Here is a 19,753-nt window from a genome sequence, read left to right on the forward strand (position 1 = left end):
CTCTCTATTCCTCTGCATACACATGCGTCATTAGATCTTCTGGGTCTGCGTAAGGTGCTTGCTCTGCATATTCCGTTGCTTCATCGATTATTTGAGTAAACTCTTTTTCGATTTCAGTTTCCAACTCATCTGTTAAGACAGCTGTTTCCCTTAAATAAGAAGCAAAAGTAAAGATCGCATCCAATTTTTTTGCTTCTTCCACTTCCTCACGAGGGCGATAAGCACGATCATCGTCATCACTTGAATGTGGAGTCAAGCGGTAAGATACCGTTTCGATTAAAGATGGTCCTTCCCCTCTTCTTGCGCGATCTGCTGCTACTTTTACAGCCTCATATACCGCAAGAGGATCATTTCCATCAACCGTTACTCCAGGCATTCCATATCCGATGGCACGATCCGATACTTTTTCACAAGCAAGTTGTTTTTCAATCGGAACTGAAATTGCGTATTTGTTATTTTCACACATAAAAATAACAGGAAGTTTATGGACACCTGCAAAGTTAGCCCCTTCATGGAAATCTCCTTGATTTGAAGACCCCTCACCAAATGTAGTAAAAGTAACGAAATCTTTCCCTTCCATCTTGCCACCTAGTGCAATCCCAACAGCATGAGGTACTTGAGTTGTCACCGGTGAAGAACCTGTTACAATCCGATTTTTCTTTTGACCAAAGTGACCAGGCATTTGGCGTCCCGCTGAATTAGGATCTTCTGCTTTAGCAAAACCTGATAACATCAAATCTTGTGCTGTCATTCCAAACGCTAATACAACACCCATATCGCGATAGTAAGGAAGGATATAATCCTTTTTACGATCAAGGGCAAAAGCAGCTCCAACTTGTGCCGCTTCCTGACCTTGACATGAAATCACAAATGGAATTTTCCCTGCCCTATTTAATAGCCACATACGTTCATCAATTCTTCGTGCAAGGAGCATGGTTTTATACATTTCAAGTATGGTATCGTCTGTTAAACCTAAAGCACGATGTCGATTTTCTGTCATCTTCTTTCCTCCTCTTCTATGCCTTTTTTATGAATGAATAGCAAGGCCATCCACAGCCAAAGCTGCTTCCCCAATGACTTCAGATAATGTTGGATGAGGGTGAATCATTTCAGCTACTTCAAAGTGCGCAGCGTCTAACACTTTTGCGAGTGTAGCCTCTGAAATCAGATCGGTAACATGTGGACCAATCATGTGTACACCTAGTAAATCATTGTTATCCGCATTAGCAATGACTTTCACAAACCCTTCAGCATCCCCATAAACCAATGCCTTTCCAACTGCTTTAAATGGAAATGATCCCACTTTGATCTTAAAGCCTTGTTCCTTCGCTTGTGTCTCCGTTAATCCAACACTTGCCATTTCTGGACTACTATAAATGCACTTTGGAATAGTATTATAGTCGATAGGTTCTGGCTTTTTGCGTGCCAAATGGTCAACAGCAATAATTCCTTCATGTGACGCAACATGAGCAAGTTGTAATCCGCCAATAACATCACCAATCGCATACATATGAGATTCTTTTGTTTGACCATATTCGTTTACTTTAATGGCGCCGTTCTCTAATTGGATGTCTGTATTTTCTAAACCAATATTGTTGATATTTGGACTACGCCCTACCGCCAGCAATAATTTATCTGCTAGAAATGTTTGCTCTGCTCCATTTAGATCTGCACGAATCGTAACTTTTTGATTTTTTTCTAATGTCTCAGGTAAAACCCTTGCATTCGTAACAATCTTAATTCCTTTTTTCTTTAACAGTTTAGCAGCTTCTTTTGCGATGTCAGCATCTTCAGTTGGCAGAATTTGTTCAGCAAACTCAATCACTGTCACATCAACGCCAAAATCTGAAAGCATCGATGCCCACTCAATGCCAATCACTCCACCACCCACAATAAGAATTGACGATGGGAGTTGTTCAAGTGCGAGTGCATGATCAGAAGTAAGTACATATTGTCCATCTGGATCTAAGCCAGGAAGCGACCTTGGAGAAGAACCCGTAGCAATTAAAACATATTGAGGAATCAACATCGTATTTTCTAGTCCGTCTGTTCGTTCCACCGAAATCGTCCCTGGTGTAGGCGAAAAAATCGAAGGTCCGAGAATTCGACCTATGCCCTCAAATACATCAATTTTCCCTTTTTTCATAAGGTGCTTGACCCCCCGGTGCAATTGATCAACAATCGAGTTCTTTCTTTCCTGAACCTTTTTAAAGTCTAGATGAACATCGCTTGTCACGACACCGAAATCTTCTGAGCGCTTCGTTGTCGCAAAAACCTCTGCACTTCTTAACAATGCTTTACTCGGTATACATCCTTTATGCAAGCAGGTTCCGCCAAGTTTTTCTTTTTCTACAACCGCAACTTTCATGCCATGTTGAGCAGCACGGATAGCAGCAACGTAGCCGCCAGTCCCTGCCCCTAAAATGACAAGATCATATTCTTCAGCCATCTATGTTCTCCTCCTCGTTCCCTGCTCCAACTAATATTTTTAGCTACGAGATAAAATATGGTGTCCATTTTGTAAAAACTGTCGGCGAGATCTTCTCATTCTTTCAATACGTTCCTCTGCCATCCGATCTGCTGCTTTAAATGTAGGAATTTGATCACGCTTTGAGATCGTTAAAACCTTCTCAATGTTTTGGTAAATTCCTTCTACTTTTTTCAGAGCACGTTCACTGTTATAGCCATTTAACTCATCAGCTACATTAATGACGCCACCTGCATTAATTACGTAATCTGGAGCATAGACAATTCCCATTTCATGAATCAGACTACCATGACGTTCTTCCTGCAATTGATTATTTGCTGCACCTGCAATGACTTTTGCTTTTAATTGCGGTATCGTTTGATCATTAATGATCGCCCCTAATGCACAAGGAGAAAAAATGTCACACTCTATTCCGTATATATCATTTACGTCTACTGCTTTTGCGTTAAAATCCGTAACAGCACGTTCAACAGCTTCCTTATGAATATCGGTTACAACCAAATTTGCGCCTTCTTCATGAAGATGTTTGCATAGATTGTACGCTACGTTCCCTACTCCTTGCACGGCAATTGTCTTACCAGCCAAGTCATCTGTTCCAAAGGCTTCTTTTGCTGCTGCTTTCATTCCCACGTAAACACCATAAGCCGTTACCGGCGAAGGATTACCAGATGACCCAAATGCCGGTGAAATTCCAGTTACAAAGTCTGTCTCTTCGTAGATTATATCCATGTCTTGAACCGTTGTTCCAACATCCTCAGCTGTAATGTAACGCCCATTTAAACCTTGAATATAACGACCGAATGCACGGAACATCTCTTCGTTTTTATCCTTACGAGGGTCTCCAATAATAACTGTCTTTCCGCCACCTAAATTCAAACCAGCAGCTGCATTTTTATAGGTCATTCCTTTCGCTAAACGCAGCGCATCCTCGAACGCATCAGCTTCTGAGTTATACATCCACATTCTCGTTCCTCCAAGAGCAGGTCCGAGTGTAGTATCATGAATGGCAATAATCGCTTTTAATCCTGATAATTTATCTTGACATACGACAACTTGCTCATAGTCATAGTTTTCCATATATGAAAATAATTCCATGTTGTAACCTCCTTGATAAGTCATCCTGGCATCAAGATGTTGTTACTCTTCTTTTTTGCAAGTATCATGCCATATCCGAGTTATAAGCAAGAATCCTTATTAGTCTTCACAAAACGATCACATCCCATAATAAAGCGTGCAATTCTCTTCACTGTTATGCAAGGTTTTGCATGCACATTTATGCAATGCTGTATTTTTCCATCTTATAATAAAGTGACCGAATCGATATACCTAATGCTTTAGCCGTTTTTGTCCGATTGTTCTTGTAACGTTCTAATGTTCGAACAAGGACATCTTTTTCAAAGCCATTTAATAAATGTTCCAAACTGCCTTCTAATTCTGGTCCGATAGCACCTTCATTAATGTGAATTGATTTAGATGCTTCCTCATCTAGTGAAGGCAAGTGATATCGCTCTATGTGTTGATTGGAAGGCTCCATGTAAATCATCGTTCTTGCAAGGACATTCTCTAATTCCCTTACATTTCCTGGCCAGTGATAGGTACTTAAGTAACGGATCGCTTCATCTGAAATTGATTGAACGTAACGACCATAGTCCCTATTAAGTTTTGTGAGTAAATGAACCGCGAGTATCTTTAAGTCATTCGCTCGTTCACGTAATGGAGGTATGTAAATAGGAAATTTATTTAACCGGTAGTAAAGATCCTCACGAAAACGTCCTCCCACAATCGCCTTTTCTAAATTAACGTTGGTCGCCGTAATTATACGAACATTAATTGTAATCGGTTTGGTCCCACCAACTCTAACGATTTCCTGTTCTTGTAAAACTCGAAGGAGCTTCGCTTGCATTGAACTTGAGAGCTCACCCAACTCATCAAGAAAGATGCTCCCGTTATCGGCTTCTTCAAACAGACCTCGCTTGCCACCTCGTTTCGCTCCTGTAAAAGCACCTTCCTCATAACCAAATAATTCGCTTTCTAACAAATTCTCAGAGAGAGCTGCACAATTCACCCGGACAAAGGCATTCCCACGCCGCCTGCTTTCATTATGTATAGCATGAGCAAATAACTCTTTCCCAGTACCTGACTCTCCTCTTAATAAAATCGTTGCTGGTGTAGATGCAGCTAATTTCGCTTGCTCTTTAGCGACGCGCATCTCGTCAGAATTTCCAACGATCTCATCGAATGAATACTTAGCTTCCAACGTCTGGATTCGCTTCTTTGCTTTTTCAAGCTGATTATGTAAGGAAGTTAATTCTGATACATCATGAATAACACCGACGCTTCCTCTTTTTTTACCATCAACGATAATTGGAGCTACATTCACGATTACGTCTTTCATGTTTGGTCCAACTTTTAATGGAACTCCCCTTACAGCATTCCCTGTTTCAAGCACTTGCAAATGCATACTTTCCCCTTCAGAGATATCAGCTGTTGCAGGGTGTCCAATCACTTGTTCAGGCGCTAAGCCCGTTAATCTCGTATAAGCAGGATTAATCATGATCCCACTGCCATTTTCATCGACGACCGAAATGGCATCATTGGATGATTGAATAATCGCTTCGAGCATCGTTTGAATTTTTTTTAGGTTTGTTACTTGATCTGAGATCTCAACGATTTCCGTAATATCTTTAAAAACAGCCAATGCACCAATAAAGCGACCTTTCTCAAACATAGGCACTCTCGTTGTAATAACATTCGTCCCATTTTCAAATTGCTGTGTACGATGATGTTCAACTTGCTTCGTTTTTAATAAGCGTGGAAGCCCACTAGAAGGCAACACTTCTTTAATTGACTTACCGATTATGTCTTTTGCGTTCATATTAGAGATACGCTCGGCTGCCTCATTAAAAATTAGAATTCTCTCTTTGTTGTCGATCGCAATCATACCGTCATATGTAGAATTTAAAATCGTTTCTTGTATTGACATTTGCTCATTTAACCGTTGAATCAGTTTATCTTTTTCTTCCATTAAAGAATAAAAAAGACTTGCTAATTTTGAAGGAACAATCATCGTCCTATCCTTAAGACTTTTTCTTAAATCGATTAATACATTTGGATCTCCAGTCGCTTCAAAAACAAAATCAATGTTTTCATAGTCACACTCTTGCCAATCCATTCCCGTCCTTACTTGATAACTATCAGCTTCCTTTAATCCAGGGGCAGATGGGTCAATATCAAACACAGCCATAACTTGAATGTGCTCCATATCCATAAGCAAATGACACAAAGCAGTCCCACCTTGACCAGCTCCGATAATAATAGCTCGTTTCACTCACACTCCCCCTTCTTTAAGACTTGGTCTTAACTTCTAGTATCAATTCTCTCTTTACTATTACGCAAATGACACAAAAATGCAACTACTAAACGTGTACACAAGTAAAGTTTTTAGGTAATATAGAAGGTAAAGGTTTCTTCTTTTAAAAAACTAAGAAGAACGAAACTAGCCAGTTATTAACAGAGTATTACTTACTTAATACTACAACCGATCACTACACATACTTAGAATGAAAGAGGCATAAATATGGGACGTTTTTTAGCTTTAATGATTTTACTTATACCAGGTGTGATTGCTGGTTATGGAATTAAATTAATGAGAGATACAATTTTCCAATTATTAAATAGCCCGTTTCCTAATTTAACGTTGCAATTTTTTGGTGGGCTCATTCTTTTCCTTGTTTGTGTAAGCTTCATAGGTGGCTTTATTTTTTATCGTGATCGTAAAAACGGGAAAATTTCCCCTAGGTTTCAAAAAAAGTAAATACTGTGATTGGCCCCTAGTTTAACTTTTGGGAAACTAGCGGCCTTTTTTGGTTATTGATCATTTTCTCATGATACCGATTCGATCAATTGCTCTTAAAAAAGAGGAACTTTCAATCAAAGCAGAAAAAGAGTATTTCTCTGATACTAATATCAGCACTAAAACAAATACAAGTAATCCGTATTGAACGGATAATGAAAACTGATTGACAACAATGACGGCTAAAATAGCTCCAATACCAGTTGCACCATTATCCCCCAACATTGCTTTCCTGTAGCCTTCTAAGACATACCAAATATAAAATACAGTTAAGACCATGAGAATAAATCGAAAAGACGGGAGAGGATTGAATACCATGACTAACGCCAAAAGACTTATAGCCAATTTCCAAACACGAAGTGGCCTAGTGTCAAACAGGTTCATAACATGGGGTAGACCTGTTAATAACAAAAAGGCAACAAAATAAGCCAAGTACGATCTTAACTCACTCACCCAAAGAAACACGATGGCAGTCACAACCGTACCTCCTGCCTTAAGCAGACCTGTTGTCAAAATGTGGTTTTTAACGAAATAGATCATATGCCCCTTTAATCCTTTTGGGTATGGCTTACCATAGACATCATCTATTAAACCGAGTAGCCAAATACTTAAAACAAAGACAAATGAAGCAAACGACAAAGATGGGTTTAGACGAGGTGGAAAAGCGTACATAAACGAGTAGCTGTAAATGATCAGCACCCCTAAACTATATGGAACATCTTTCCCTTCGTAATTCTTCACGCCCAAATTCATCATCTTAAATGCAATCATACTTAAGTAAGCAATGATTGGAACCGAGATAAAGAAGACAATCATGACTGAGCTCCCCTAAGTTGCCTTTCAATATCAATCCATTGCTTCAGCCGATGGAAGAAGCCTTTAAGATCGCGCCCCATTTCTCGATGCTGCATCGTTGTGGCTACCTCGAGATAGTTCGCTCCTGCACACAGTAAATCAATTGTCATTTGAGTTTCAATACCAAATCCTTTATAAGTTTGATTAAGGAGCATTGGGAGCCACTTACGGTGAAAAACGCGTTGACCGGATAATGGCGCTTCAAGTTTCACACCAGTTTTTTTATAAACAAGTGCTTGTACTCTTTTTTTAACGATTCCAGCTCCTGCTTTTTTTCCTGGTTTTATAATGGAGATTGCCACATCTGCTTCTCCGTTTCTAATTGGCTCAATTAAGGAAACAATCTCTTTTGCTGTCTCTTCTAAATCCGCATCCAGACATGCAATATACGTCCCTCTTGCTTCAAGCCAGCCTTGCTTTAGAGCATATCCTTTTCCTTTGTTAAATGGATAAGATATCACTTGATCAGCAAAAAGTTTAGCAATTTCAGCTGTTCGATCCGTGCTTCCATCATTTACTACTATAATTTCACTTGAAAGAGAGAGACCCCTTAATGCTTCTAATGTATTCGCAATTCTTCCTTCTTCGTTAAAGGCTGGAATGATATAGGACACATCAATCATGGCGAAGAACCTCCTTCTTCTTCCAGGTTGTTATTTTGTTCGGAAGAAGATTTTGTAAGGATTCTAAGATGGTCGACTTTTGATCTCTTCTATGCCAATTAAACGACAGCACTCTTGGTTTACCTATTAAGGTGTGAATTCCTTTTAAATCTGTAAGTTTCTCCCCTGCTTGAATACGACTTAACCAAGTCGATCCCATGCCAGCCCGGCCTTTTTCAAGAAACTCTGTCATTCCAATTCGACATCCAATTAAGTAAATATGGTCGGCTCCAGTTAAATAAGAGGCTGTTATCGCCACATCCTCACTTGTACCAACAAAACAGATGGTTTCTACTTCGTATCCTAACTGTTCTAAACGATCTCTTCCTGGAGAAGAACCGTTTGGGTGCTCGTGACATAATAACGTCGCTCCACATTCAAATGCCTCAGTGCTAATCGAATCCATGTCGCCAATAATAAAATCAGGGCAGATCTTTTGTTTCAATAAACCGTCAGCTGCTCCATCGACTGCCATAATGATGATTTCTTTTTTCACTAATGCATGACGAATAGCACGAATATCCTTTTCATAATTCGTATTCCTCGCTACAATAAAGACTTCCTTATCTTTAATAGTGTGAAGCGAACTTGGAAGCGAAATATGCTGAGTAAACCAATGACACTCTTTCTTTGCATACCTTAACGTATTATGAACGAAATTTTGAAATTGTTGTGAATAATTCGCGATCGCTTGTCTATCTTTCATGTCAAGCAATTCATCATTATAGGCAAGCAAGTTCGCTATAAGTCGTGGTTCGTTCTCTTGAAATCCTTGTATATAAAGCTCATTTTGAAAAATGATTGCTTCCTCTCCTTGATAAAATCCTTTGTCCTCTAACACGTTCAAGGATGTAATATCAAAGACTGGAATCCCAGCTTCTAGAAGCAGCCTTACTTGGTGCTGATTATATCGACCACTCATTGATGCCCTGCCATTAATAACCGCTCTTACCTTAGCTGCTATTAGACCATCAACTGCAACTCCATCTAAATCTTCATGCCAGAGAAAGACAATACTCCGGCTCGGCAAATAATGGAGTAATTTTTTAGTTTGTGTATGTTCATAAATAGGTCCTTTAATAAGCTCTACCATATGAAAACCCTCTTTGCACCGTTTGTTCATAATATAAGCAGATTCACACAAATTTATTAGAACATTTTTTAATGAATTCATTGAATGACACTAGTAATTCCTGGTTATTTAAAACAAAAAAATCAAACTCCACTTGGAATTTGATTTTTTTATTTCTCATTTTTTAAGAAACCTTGTGTTCAATTCTTAATTTATCCGCAACCATTGCGATAAATTCGCTGTTTGTTGGTTTTGCTTTTGAGTGACTTACGGTGTAACCAAACAAACTTGAGATAGAATCAATGTTCCCACGGCTCCATGCTACTTCAATAGCATGTCTAATCGCTCGCTCAACACGACTTGAAGTTGTGTTGAATTTCTTTGCAATATCTGGGTAAAGTACTTTCGTAATCGATCCAAGTAACTCAATATCGTTATAGACCATTGTAATGGCTTCTCTTAAGTACATATATCCTTTAATATGTGCGGGGACACCAATTTCATGAATAATACTCGTAATGCTTGCGTCTAAATTAAAACCTTTATCTTTTTGTGGCGTTGAAATAAAAGATTGTGTAGATGTTTGTTGAATTAAACCTCTAGTTTGCCCATTAATTTCACGAATGTTAGTAATCAATACTTCCATATCAAAAGGTTTAAGGACATAATAAGCCGCCCCTAAATTAACAGCTTTTTTCGTTACGTCTTCTTGCCCAAATGCTGTTAACATAATAATATGAGGCTTCTTCTTCATACTCGATGTATTAATCCTTTCTAGAACAGCTAATCCATCTAAATGAGGCATAATGATGTCAAGAATTAGAACATCTGGTTCTTTTTCTTCAATTAACCCTAAGCATTCTTGCCCATTATAAGCCGTACCAACCACTTGCATATCGTTCTGAGCTGATATGTATTCATTGAGTAGATTGACTAACTCACGATTATCGTCGGCAATACAAACATTTATTTTTTGCACCAAAAATCCTCCTCTGTATCCACTTTTTCTGTCTTACTGTAACTTTTTCGACAAGCATTCGAAAATACCTTCTATTTTTCGGTATTTATTTGTTTTTTTAAAGCTTTTCTAATGTATACTTCAATTTACTTGTTTTTTCGACCATATTCGCATCTCATCAAAAAGAAGGCTGTGCTTTTGTCGAATTTTCTTTATCTGGATTTATCATACCACAAAAATAACAGAAGAAAAGAAGCCAAAACGAATTAGCTTGCTTTGGCTTCCTGTTTATTTGAGAAATGATCTGTTACTCCTGCTTCTTCTAACATCCAGCTAATGTGACAACCATATCCACTAGTTGGGTCGTTTACAAATACATGCGTAACAGCTCCAATAATTTTCCCATCTTGTATAATCGGACTTCCACTCATGCCTTGGACAATTCCACCTGTAGCTTCTAACAACTTTGGATCGGTCACTTTAATGACCATTCCTTTTGTTGCTGGTTGTTTTTGAGGGACAGAGCTGACAATTTCGATATCATACTCTTCTACATTCTCACCTTCTACCACTGTTAAGATCTTTGCAGGACCTTCTTTAACATGTGTAGATAAGGCAATCGGCATCTTTTTATCATGAATATTATTTTTTAAATTTGCCTCTTTTAGCGTTCCAAAGATTCCAAAGGAACTATTTTTTTCGATTGAACCCAATACTTCACGTTGCTCAGATAAACTAGCTAATTTTTCACCTGGATCTCCATTACTGCCCTTTTCAATGGATGTTACAGATGAGCGAATGATTTGACCATCATGAACAACAATCGGTTTTTGTGTATCAACATCAGAAATAACATGTCCCAATGCCCCATATTTTTTTGATTCTGGATCATAAAAGGTTAACGTTCCAACACCAGCAGCTGAATCTCTAATATAAAGACCCATTCGGTACGAATGTTCCCCTTTTGCTTTTAATGGAGTTAAATCTTTTTCGATTGTTTGATGATCTCGTTTAATTTCCATTTTTACTGCGCGCCTTTCGTCCCCTGCGGCTTGAACATACTCACCAACTTGACTCATGCGCTGTATTTCATGTCCATCAATTTTCAGGATCATATCACCTATTTCAATCCCAGCTGCTTCACCAGGGGAAGAGCTTCCGTCATCTGTTTCGACTAAATGATGTCCCACTACTAAGACTCCTTCAGTGTTCAGCTTCACTCCAATTGACTGGCCACCTGGTATCACTTCTTTTTTAGGTAAAGATTTAACATCAATACTTTTCACCGGAAACCCAGCAACTTCTAGTGATACATTTTCTACAATTTCATTTTCACTTACTCCGCTAGGTTGGAAAGCTTGTGCCGCGGTACTAGTTGAAACGCTTACTGCATTTAGTGATTCTGTCGCTTCAACTACTGGCGTTAATTCCCCTTCCAATACAGTCATAGCTGTTGGGATACTTGCCCATTCGCGGACTTCATGTGATAATCCCAAGCTTATTATGAATAGCAGAACAAGGACACCTATTATTTTTCTACATACATCGCCTCTCACTCACTTCACTCTCCTAGCTCCTTGCCCACACCTCCATTATTGGCTGTACTACTAATGTTGCCTTCTGGTGGAACATTTATAACTGGAACAATAAGAAAAAGCTAACCTAATTTGGGAGTGCATTAAAAAAGGGTCGGGTTTTGCCTTTTTTAATGCTCCCCGCAATGAGCGGAGCTGTTGCCTGATTTTAAAGCCTGCTATGAGTGGGCTTCTCAATAGCAGGCGCGCAACCATTGCCTGCTTCCTCTAAACTGCTAAAAGAGTCTTATTCAGTGGTCTCAGCTTTTTATAGAGGGATGTTTGAGCTTTTCGGCTAACTCTAATAATTCCTTTGCATGTTCTAATGTCAAATCTGTAATTTCGACACCAGAAATCATGCGCGCAATCTCAGTAATTTTTTCTTCTTTTGTTAATACGTTCACTGACGTTTTGACGCGATCTCGCTCTTCATTCTTTTGAATATAAAGATGAGAATCTGCCATAGCCGCTACTTGCGGTAAATGTGTAATGCATAATACTTGAGAACCGAGTGAAATACCATGGATCTTTTCAGCAATGGCTTGAGCTACACGACCGCTTACGCCTGTATCCACTTCATCAAAAATTACAGAAGTAACGCCTTGTTGGTTGGAAAATATCGATTTAATTGCTAACATGATTCTAGAAATTTCGCCACCCGAAGCAACCTTTGATAATGGCTTCATTGGTTCTCCTGGATTTGTTGATAAGTAAAATTCAATAAGGTCGATCCCATCTTGACTAAACGGAACTGTTTTTCCATCAATGATGGGTGAATACTTACTTGGTAATTTCTCATGAACACGGACATCAAAAGTCGTTTTCTCCATATATAATGAACGAAGCTGTTGATGAATGGCGTCTGTAAGTAGGGCTGCAGCTTGCTTTCTTACTTCTGTCAGTCCTTTTGCTTCAACAAAGAGATCTTGCCATAATCCATCTAATTCATCTTGAAGCTTGTTAATTCGATCATCTTTATGAATGATGGAGTCCAGCTCTTCTTCCACTACGGAAGCATGTTCTAGTATTTCATCTACAGTTGAGCCGTATTTTCGTTTTAAGCGCTGGATATCATGCAACCTACTTTCGATAAACTCTAGTCGACTTGGATCAAACTCAATTTGCTCAACTCGGTCTCTAAGTGAAAAAGCCGCTTCTTCAAGTAAAAAAAAGCTATTGCTTACAGATTCAAACAAATCTTTTAACTCTTCATCAATCGTAACAGCCTCTTCAAGATGAGAAACCGCTGTTGACAGAAAGTCGAGCCCTCTTCCTTCTCCATATAAACTGGAATAACTGTCTTGCAAGAGCGAAAACAACTTTTCACTGTGAGCGAGTCTATGACGTTCCTGACTCAATACAAGATCTTCATTAGGCTGTAAATTAGCTTGTTCTATTTCTTGTAGTTGATACTGAAACAAATCAATCTTTTGTGCCATCTCTTGCTCATTTTGATTAAGACTCAGTAATTGTTTTTGCAACTGACGAGCTCGTCTGAAGAGGCTTTGATACTCGATCAATGCTGGAGTAAGCTTTTTCTGAGCAAAACCATCCAACATAGAGATGTGTTGCTCAGCATGCATTAAAGCCTGATGCTCATGTTGACCATGAATGTCTACAAGTGCCTGTCCTATCTCACGTAAAATCGCAAGCGTAACTAATTTTCCGTTTACTCTGCATATGCTTTTTCCTTGAGATGTAATATTACGTCTTAATATGAACATCGAGTCCTGAACATCCACCCCATAACTAATTGCCTTTTTTATTGCAGGATGAATATCCTCGACGATAAATAAACCTTCAATCTCAGCACGTTTCTCTCCGTAGCGAACAAATTCCGCTGAACCACGTCCGCCAAGAAGTAACCCAATGGCATCAATAATGATTGACTTACCTGCACCTGTTTCTCCTGTTAATACCGTTAACCCTTTTTCAAACTGGACCGTTAATTCTTCAATAATGGCAAAATGCCTAATTGATAATTCGATTAACATTCAGTCACACCCTTATAGCATATCTAAAAATCTTTGTGTTATTGCGGGACACTCTTCCCGATTTTTGCAAATAATAAGAATTGTATCATCTCCACATATCGTTCCCATTATTTCTGTCCAATCTAAATTATCAATCAACGCACCAATCGAATTGGCATTCCCTGGTAATGTTTTCATCACGATCAGATTCTCTGAAAGATCAATACTCACAAAACTATCCATTAAAGACCGCTTAAGCTTCTGAAGTGGATTAAAGCGTTGGTCCGCTGGCAAACTGTATTTATAGCGTCCATCAAGCATAGGGACTTTCACTAGGTGAAGTTCCTTAATATCCCTCGATACCGTTGCTTGTGTGACATTATATCCTGCACGACGAAGTTGCTCGACTAAATCATCTTGTGTTTCAATTTCAGAATTTGCAATAATATCTCTTATTTTGATATGTCTTTGCCCTTTATTCATTTTCCCACCCAATCTTTCCACAATCTCTTCTCTTCATTATCTACGGATTCTTGTCTTAATACAACTAAAGAAACGACAAAATCAAGCAAAAAAAGCAGAAAAGTACAAAAAACTATCATACAATAAAATGCAACAAGGATTTTGCCTTTTAAAGAGCGAATGAATATATTAACATTTTATGGAAGCGGTGGATGATATTGACGATGAATGACAATGAACGTATGAAAAATTTAGAAGATAGGGTTGCGAAGTTAGAAGAGGACCTATCGAAGTTAAGAGATCGAAAAACAATTCCACTCTCAAAAATCAATAAACCAATCTCTCCAACCACTAAATTGCCAATGAAAAAAGAAACAGATTGGGAAAAGAAAATTGGACAGGTATGGTTACCAAGAATCTTTATTTTCGTTTTGCTTTTAGGAGTGATTTGGGGTTTTAAAGCAGGGACTGAAATGGGTTTCATTAATGATTATGTACGAATTGGAGCAGTATACATAGCTGGATGCTTGATTCTTTTTATGGGTCATAAACAATGGCGTAACCAAAACATTGTTCTCGGGCAAGTTCTACTAGGTGGGGCGATAGCTATTTTCTTTATAACTACATTTACTGCCCATATCTTATATGATTTAATCCAATCTCCTACTGCTTTTACGATACACATTGTAGTTGTTCTAGTTGGATTTTTATTTACGAAATATTACCAATCACAAAGCATTGGAATTGTAAGTAGTATTGGGGCATGTTTAGTTCCGTTTCTAATTCAATCAGAAAGTGGCAACCTCTTATTTTTTGCTTTGTATGAACTCATCATTTTTGTAGCTTATATGATCCTTGCTTTGTCGCAAAAGCTTAAAGCTCTTTATTTAGTTGTGACATATGGTCTTCACTTATGTTTTTTGGTTTTCGCTTTTGTTCAATGGAATGCAGACATTCGGGCACTTGCGTTTGCAACTCTTGTCCAGCACATGATCATTGTGTTCTATTTTCTTTATCGACAGACACTGAAAGAACAAGTAGCTTTTACCTTTTTAACAAGTTCAGTGCTCATGTCGTTGTGGTTTCTGGCCTCTTTTACTTATTCGTATTGGTTAACGATCCATATAAGTGCTTACTTGCTTTTTATAATCATTTTCAAAATGGATAAGAAAAAGCGATCCGTCTTCCTTTCAAGTGCAACCTTAACATTATTGCTTCTTTTATTAGACCTTTTTGAACAATCGACACTTGGACTGTTTCTTATTATCGAAGGGTCAATCGTCATTTATTTAAACTATCATTATCAATCAACCTTACAAAGATGGGTTGGATTTGGCGTTTATGTTCTTGGGGTTATTAGCATCCTTTCATTTCCAATTGAACGGTTTATTTCCATTGAGACATTAGCTTGGACGGTTCTGATGTCATCATTTTTGTTTCACTTCAAATCCAATCAAATCATAAGTCAAAAAAAGGAGTTAGCTGCTTTTATAAAAATTCTAATAACATTTCTCGGCCTTATCTATCTATCACAGCTATCGTTATTGCTGACGAATTCTTTAGAACTTGAATCAATCGTTTTATCCCTGACTTGGATTATATATGCTGCTGCAAACGTTATTTATGGTCAGATAAAACAAGATAAGCTATTTCGTCTAATTGGTATGTTTATGATAGTCTTTACACTTCTTAAAGTTATTTTCATTGACTTACCTACTGTTTCGATTTTAATAAGAGCTATTTTATTTTTATTGGTTGGTGGAATAGGTTTGGCTATTTCTAGACTTTTTTACAGGAAAGATCATACAAAAGATGATGGTCGAGAAAATTAGAAAAAAAGGACTGAACCTTTATGGTTAGTCCTTTATCTATTTGACCCTTCTACTCCTGGCCACCTTCTTGCTTAACCTTTAATTGCTCATGGGCAGAATCTACCACTTCTTTTGTAGATATATTATCAGCAACATGTCCAACTTCTTTTTCACCAGTGAAATGGAGATGCATAAGAAATTCAATATTCCCTTCCCCACCTTTAATTGGAGAAAAGCTAAGACCCGCTACATCAAACCCTTGTTGAACGGCAAACTCAGTGATTTTCGTCACCACTTCTTCATGGACTCTTTTATCACGGACAATTCCTTTTTTACCGACCTGTTCTCTTCCAGCTTCAAATTGTGGTTTAACAAGAGCTACTACGTCACTATTTTGTACAAGAAGAGTTCGTAAAACAGGTAGGATCAGCTTAAGCGATATAAAGGAAACATCAATAGTCGCAAATTGAGGCAGTCCCTTGTTTAAATCCTCTGGCTTTACATAACGAAAGTTTGTCCGCTCCATGACGGTAACACGTTCGTCTTGACGAAGCTTCCACGCAAGTTGATTATAGCCAACATCAAGAGCGTAAACCGCTTTGGCGCCATTTTGCAAGGAACAATCTGTAAAACCACCCGTCGATGCCCCAATATCCAAGACAATTTTATCTTTTAATGAGAGATCAAACTGTGTAATTGCTTTTTCTAATTTCAGACCACCACGACTTACATATGGCAGCGGATTTCCCTTTACTTCCAAAGGGGTTTCACGATCAACTTTCAATCCAGGCCTATCAACTCTTTCTGTTCCTGAAAAAACAAGACCCGCCATAATCGATCTTTTGGCTTTTTCTCTTGTTTCTATAAGTCCACGCTCAACTAGCAAGACATCTATTCGTTCTTTCTTCGTCACGATCGTTACGCCCTTTGTCTTTTCTTTGGTAATAGCGTCATGACTTGATCTAACACATTGGCTGAAGTAAGTCCAATTTCTTCAAGTAATTCAGATACGCTACCATGTTCAATAAATTCATCTGGGATTCCCATCCGTTTGACTTCCACTTTGTGATAGCCATTATCATGGAAAAACTCAAGCACTGCACTTCCAAAACCCGCTTGCAATGCCGCCTCTTCTAACGTTAACACCGGAACGTCTAACTTGGCAATATCATGCAAAAGAGCTTCATCTAACGGCTTAGCCGAGTTGGCATTAACCAACTTAACGGAAATGCCTTGCTTCTCTAATTGATTCATCGCTTCTTCTGCTACTGGAATCATCGTTCCAAAAGTCAAGATACAGGCGTCTGTACCGTCCTTTAACGTTTCCCATTTTCCGATCGGAAGTTGCTTTAATTCATCATCCATTTTAATACCGTATCCATTTCCACGAGGATAACGAACAGCAATTGGACCACCATCATATTTACAAGCAGTATAGATCATATGCTGTAGCTCATTTTCATCTTTTGGCATTAATATTTTCATATTAGGAAGATGTCTTAAAAAGGCAATATCAAACACTCCTTGATGCGTTTCTCCATCTGCTCCAACAAGTCCAGCACGATCAATCGCAAATACGACATTTAAATTTTGTCTACAGATGTCATGAACGACTTGATCGTATCCACGCTGTAAGAAGGTTGAGTACACGGCAAACACAGGTTTCATTCCTTGCGTAGCTAACCCTCCAGCCATCGTTGTAGCATGCTGCTCAGCAATCCCAACATCAAACATCCGCTTTGGAAATTCCTTAGCAAATACATCAAGTTTCGTTCCACCAGGCATGGCTGCTGTTAATGCCACAATACGCTTGTCTTCACGGGCAATCTTCTTTAACGTTTCAGCAAATACCCCACTATAACTAGGTGGTCCTGGCTTTTTAACAACTTCACCTGATTCAATCTTGTATGGTCCGAGTCCATGCCAAGTTCCATACGCATCATTTTCTGCCGGCTCATAGCCCTTTCCCTTTTTCGTTAACACATGAACAATAACTGGACCTTTTGTTTTCTTGGCATACTTTAAATTTTCGGCTAAGTCATCAAGGTCATGTCCATCAACTGGACCTAAATAAGTAAATCCTAATTCTTCAAAAAAGATTCCAGAAACAAGTAAATACTTTAAGCTATCTTTTACTCGTTCAGCAGTAGCGGCAATCTTGCCACCTAAAGCAGGGATTTTCTTGATTAATTGCTCAAGCTCTTCTTTCGCTTTATGGTACTTACCTGCAGTGCGCAAGCGTCCAAGTACGTTATGAAGAGCGCCAACGTTTGGCGCTATAGACATTTCATTATCATTTAGAATCACGATCAAATCCGTTTGTTCATGACCAATATGATTTAATGCTTCAAGAGCCATACCACCTGTCAGGGCTCCATCGCCAATAATAGCAACAACATTTTCATCCGTACCTTTAATGTCACGAGCGGTTGCCATTCCCATTGCAGCAGAAAGCGAAGTAGAACTATGTCCAGTTTCCCAAACATCATGCTCGCTTTCATTACGCTTCGGAAAACCACAAAGGCCCTTATATTGGCGTAATTGATCAAACCTGTCAGCGCGACCGGTAAGAATTTTGTGTACATACGCTTGATGCCCTACGTCCCAGATGAACTTATCTTTAGGACTATCAAACAAATGATGTAAGGCGAGGGTAAGCTCCACCACACCTAAATTAGGTCCTAGGTGACCACCCGTCACCGATAATTTTCCAATTAAGAAATGACGGATATCTTCTGCTAGGTCCTCTAATTGTTTCTTTGAATAGTCGTTAAGTTCGCTTGGGTCTTTAAATTCCTCTAGTTTCATAAAGGAACCCTCACTTTCGAGTCAGTTTGTCTTTTTTCTTCGTCTTCCCATTACTAACCGAGAACACTTTTATCTTTAATCTTACCTCTAAAATGTATAATAATCTACCAACTTGATAGATGATCGCAGTAGAGTAATGGATGGCAAATGTTTTTCCAACTGCTTTACCACCTACTGTTAAGGCTGCTACAACGCTTGTGAAAAGAATGGAAATGGCAAATTGCTGATAGGACGTATCGCTATAGCCAAGCTGTAAAGACAGCTGTAAAACAACGTAGGCAGAAGCCGTACCACTAATAATCCCAGAAATATCTCCAATTACATCGTTACAAAAGTTAGCAAATTTATCCGCATTTCTTGTAATCAAGACGGCATGCTTTGCCCCTTGTAAACGATCGGATGCCATCGCATGGAATGGCTTTTCATTAGCTGCTGTCGCGGCTACTCCAATTGTATCAAAGAACACCCCTAAAAAGACAATAATGAAAACGATCCCCATCCCAATAGCCCAAGTAACACCACTTAATATAAATGTGGAAATAACTGAAAAAATAGCCGCTAGCACGAGTGTGATAACGGCAATACCCAAACTCCAATGTATCGATTTCAGAATAACTTTCATAATTTTCTCAAAATCACCTTTTTAAGAATAGACTATGTATAAATGATGGAGTGGTCATTTAAAGAGTAAACTCTGTAGCTTAGGTCCAGTAGGTTTTCCCAATTCAGAACCAATGCGTCGCCGCAAAGGCGGTTTCCCTTTACGCTGAATTTGACGTTGTCACCAAGCGTCAGACTAGATTACCACTTAGTCTACACTGCAATCCTCTTTAAATGTCTATTGAACAGTCTAGGAGATTTCCTCGGCAGTTCCTTGCCGTTCTTTTATCCTCTTTTGCAGAGTAGATTTCATATGACTTAAGGTTGAAAGCTGTTGGCCGACAGATACCAACCTCATCTCCATAATCCCCTCTTCCTCCACTCAAGGCAGGCTACGCTGCAGACAAGCTCCCTAGCTTGCCGATGCAGGTTCATACCCATTGCACTTGTACCTTACTCGTGTAAGGACCGAGCAAAAGGCCTCCACAGTAGGAGGGTCAACGCCCACATGCCTTTGTGGATCGCCCTACTACCTTATCTCCCAATCAAGACCCAAAGCTGGGCGCCTCAAGCCAAGACAAGGAGCTTCATCGATGTGCCCTTTGGCGGATTTTTAGCCCCGCCTTCAAGAACGGAG

Annotated in this window: 16 protein-coding genes; 2 read left to right on the forward strand and 14 right to left on the reverse strand. The window is 38.9% G+C overall.

What is annotated here, in order from left to right; translation table 11 throughout:
• Nucleotides 1-4: 4 nt before the first annotated feature.
• The 4 genes from LDX58_RS19130 to LDX58_RS19145 all read right to left on the reverse strand — a co-directional run bounded on the left by LDX58_RS19130 (nt 5) and on the right by LDX58_RS19145 (nt 5,816).
• Entirely contained in the window at nt 5-1,000 is a 996-nt protein-coding gene (locus tag LDX58_RS19130) for a thiamine pyrophosphate-dependent dehydrogenase E1 component subunit alpha (RefSeq protein WP_227938438.1), read from the reverse strand.
• A 27-nt stretch (nt 1,001-1,027) separates the two neighbouring features.
• Nucleotides 1,028-2,449: a dihydrolipoyl dehydrogenase gene (gene lpdA / locus LDX58_RS19135; RefSeq protein ID WP_227938440.1), complete on the reverse strand. Its 1,422-nt coding sequence runs from the start codon at nt 2,447-2,449 to the stop codon at nt 1,028-1,030.
• Nucleotides 2,450-2,488: 39 nt separating this feature from the next.
• Nucleotides 2,489-3,583: a Leu/Phe/Val dehydrogenase gene (gene bcd / locus LDX58_RS19140; RefSeq protein ID WP_227938442.1), complete on the reverse strand. Its 1,095-nt coding sequence runs from the start codon at nt 3,581-3,583 to the stop codon at nt 2,489-2,491.
• A gap of 178 nt (nt 3,584-3,761) precedes the next feature.
• Entirely contained in the window at nt 3,762-5,816 is a 2,055-nt protein-coding gene (locus tag LDX58_RS19145) for a sigma 54-interacting transcriptional regulator (protein ID WP_227938444.1), read from the reverse strand.
• Between the two features lie 249 nt (nt 5,817-6,065).
• Between LDX58_RS19145 and LDX58_RS19150 the strand changes: the two genes are divergently transcribed.
• The gene (locus LDX58_RS19150) at nt 6,066-6,302 is read left to right on the forward strand and encodes a DUF2627 domain-containing protein (protein ID WP_227938446.1); all 237 of its coding nucleotides are present in this window, start codon (nt 6,066-6,068) and stop codon (nt 6,300-6,302) included.
• Nucleotides 6,303-6,362: 60 nt separating this feature from the next.
• Here the strand turns inward: LDX58_RS19150 and LDX58_RS19155 are convergent, their stop codons facing one another.
• From LDX58_RS19155 to ahrC, 7 genes are all read right to left on the reverse strand, one after another.
• On the reverse strand, nt 6,363-7,157 hold the full coding sequence (locus tag LDX58_RS19155) for a hypothetical protein (RefSeq protein WP_227938448.1): 795 nt from the start codon (nt 7,155-7,157) through the stop codon (nt 6,363-6,365).
• The gene (locus LDX58_RS19160) at nt 7,154-7,819 is read right to left on the reverse strand and encodes a glycosyltransferase family 2 protein (protein WP_227938450.1); all 666 of its coding nucleotides are present in this window, start codon (nt 7,817-7,819) and stop codon (nt 7,154-7,156) included. The genes LDX58_RS19155 and LDX58_RS19160 overlap by 4 nt, the downstream gene beginning before the upstream one ends.
• Entirely contained in the window at nt 7,812-8,951 is a 1,140-nt protein-coding gene (gene steA / locus LDX58_RS19165) for a putative cytokinetic ring protein SteA (RefSeq protein WP_227938451.1), read from the reverse strand. The genes LDX58_RS19160 and steA overlap by 8 nt, the downstream gene beginning before the upstream one ends.
• Nucleotides 8,952-9,114: 163 nt before the next feature.
• Nucleotides 9,115-9,909 carry a sporulation transcription factor Spo0A gene (gene spo0A, locus LDX58_RS19170; protein WP_227938453.1) on the reverse strand — a complete coding sequence of 265 codons (795 nt, stop codon included), beginning with the start codon at nt 9,907-9,909 and terminating at the stop codon, nt 9,115-9,117.
• 245 nt (nt 9,910-10,154) lie between these two features.
• Complete coding sequence (spoIVB, locus tag LDX58_RS19175; protein ID WP_227938455.1) at nt 10,155-11,444, reverse strand: SpoIVB peptidase; 1,290 nt, start codon at nt 11,442-11,444, stop codon at nt 10,155-10,157.
• Between the two features lie 278 nt (nt 11,445-11,722).
• Nucleotides 11,723-13,456: a DNA repair protein RecN gene (gene recN, locus LDX58_RS19180; protein WP_227938457.1), complete on the reverse strand. Its 1,734-nt coding sequence runs from the start codon at nt 13,454-13,456 to the stop codon at nt 11,723-11,725.
• Between the two features lie 12 nt (nt 13,457-13,468).
• Nucleotides 13,469-13,918, reverse strand: coding sequence for a transcriptional regulator AhrC/ArgR (gene ahrC / locus LDX58_RS19185; RefSeq protein WP_227938459.1), 450 nt, complete (start codon nt 13,916-13,918; stop codon nt 13,469-13,471).
• Nucleotides 13,919-14,121: 203 nt separating this feature from the next.
• Here ahrC and LDX58_RS19190 point away from each other — a divergent pair, with 203 nt between their 5' ends.
• Nucleotides 14,122-15,729, forward strand: coding sequence for a DUF2339 domain-containing protein (locus LDX58_RS19190; protein ID WP_227938461.1), 1,608 nt, complete (start codon nt 14,122-14,124; stop codon nt 15,727-15,729).
• Between the two features lie 49 nt (nt 15,730-15,778).
• Here the strand turns inward: LDX58_RS19190 and LDX58_RS19195 are convergent, their stop codons facing one another.
• The 3 genes from LDX58_RS19195 to LDX58_RS19205 are packed head-to-tail and all read right to left on the reverse strand — an operon-like array spanning nt 15,779 to nt 19,138.
• The gene (locus tag LDX58_RS19195) at nt 15,779-16,624 is read right to left on the reverse strand and encodes a TlyA family RNA methyltransferase (protein WP_227938548.1); all 846 of its coding nucleotides are present in this window, start codon (nt 16,622-16,624) and stop codon (nt 15,779-15,781) included.
• Nucleotides 16,625-16,626: 2 nt separating this feature from the next.
• Nucleotides 16,627-18,516, reverse strand: a complete 1,890-nt coding sequence (gene dxs, locus LDX58_RS19200; RefSeq protein ID WP_227938463.1) for a 1-deoxy-D-xylulose-5-phosphate synthase — start codon at nt 18,514-18,516, stop codon at nt 16,627-16,629.
• A gap of 10 nt (nt 18,517-18,526) precedes the next feature.
• Nucleotides 18,527-19,138 carry a hypothetical protein gene (locus LDX58_RS19205; RefSeq protein WP_227938465.1) on the reverse strand — a complete coding sequence of 204 codons (612 nt, stop codon included), beginning with the start codon at nt 19,136-19,138 and terminating at the stop codon, nt 18,527-18,529.
• Nucleotides 19,139-19,753: the final 615 nt, after the last annotated feature.

It is taken from the genome of Alkalihalobacillus deserti (genome assembly GCF_020734105.1).
GTDB lineage: Bacteria > Bacillota > Bacilli > Bacillales > Bacillaceae_D > Halalkalibacter > Halalkalibacter deserti.

What these genes read in the sequence shown, in the direction of transcription:
- LDX58_RS19130 (WP_227938438.1), bottom strand. Translation starts at nt 1,000, where the DNA reads ATGACAGAAAATCGACATCGTGCTTTAGGTTTAACAGACGATACCATA.
- lpdA (WP_227938440.1), bottom strand. Translation starts at nt 2,449, where the DNA reads ATGGCTGAAGAATATGATCTTGTCATTTTAGGGGCAGGGACTGGCGGC.
- bcd (WP_227938442.1), bottom strand. Translation starts at nt 3,583, where the DNA reads ATGGAATTATTTTCATATATGGAAAACTATGACTATGAGCAAGTTGTC.
- LDX58_RS19150 (WP_227938446.1), top strand. Translation starts at nt 6,066, where the DNA reads ATGGGACGTTTTTTAGCTTTAATGATTTTACTTATACCAGGTGTGATT.
- LDX58_RS19155 (WP_227938448.1), bottom strand. Translation starts at nt 7,157, where the DNA reads ATGATTGTCTTCTTTATCTCGGTTCCAATCATTGCTTACTTAAGTATG.
- LDX58_RS19160 (WP_227938450.1), bottom strand. Translation starts at nt 7,819, where the DNA reads ATGATTGATGTGTCCTATATCATTCCAGCCTTTAACGAAGAAGGAAGA.
- steA (WP_227938451.1), bottom strand. Translation starts at nt 8,951, where the DNA reads ATGGTAGAGCTTATTAAAGGACCTATTTATGAACATACACAAACTAAA.
- recN (WP_227938457.1), bottom strand. Translation starts at nt 13,456, where the DNA reads ATGTTAATCGAATTATCAATTAGGCATTTTGCCATTATTGAAGAATTA.
- ahrC (WP_227938459.1), bottom strand. Translation starts at nt 13,918, where the DNA reads ATGAATAAAGGGCAAAGACATATCAAAATAAGAGATATTATTGCAAAT.
- LDX58_RS19190 (WP_227938461.1), top strand. Translation starts at nt 14,122, where the DNA reads ATGAATGACAATGAACGTATGAAAAATTTAGAAGATAGGGTTGCGAAG.
- dxs (WP_227938463.1), bottom strand. Translation starts at nt 18,516, where the DNA reads ATGAAACTAGAGGAATTTAAAGACCCAAGCGAACTTAACGACTATTCA.
- LDX58_RS19205 (WP_227938465.1), bottom strand. Translation starts at nt 19,138, where the DNA reads ATGAAAGTTATTCTGAAATCGATACATTGGAGTTTGGGTATTGCCGTT.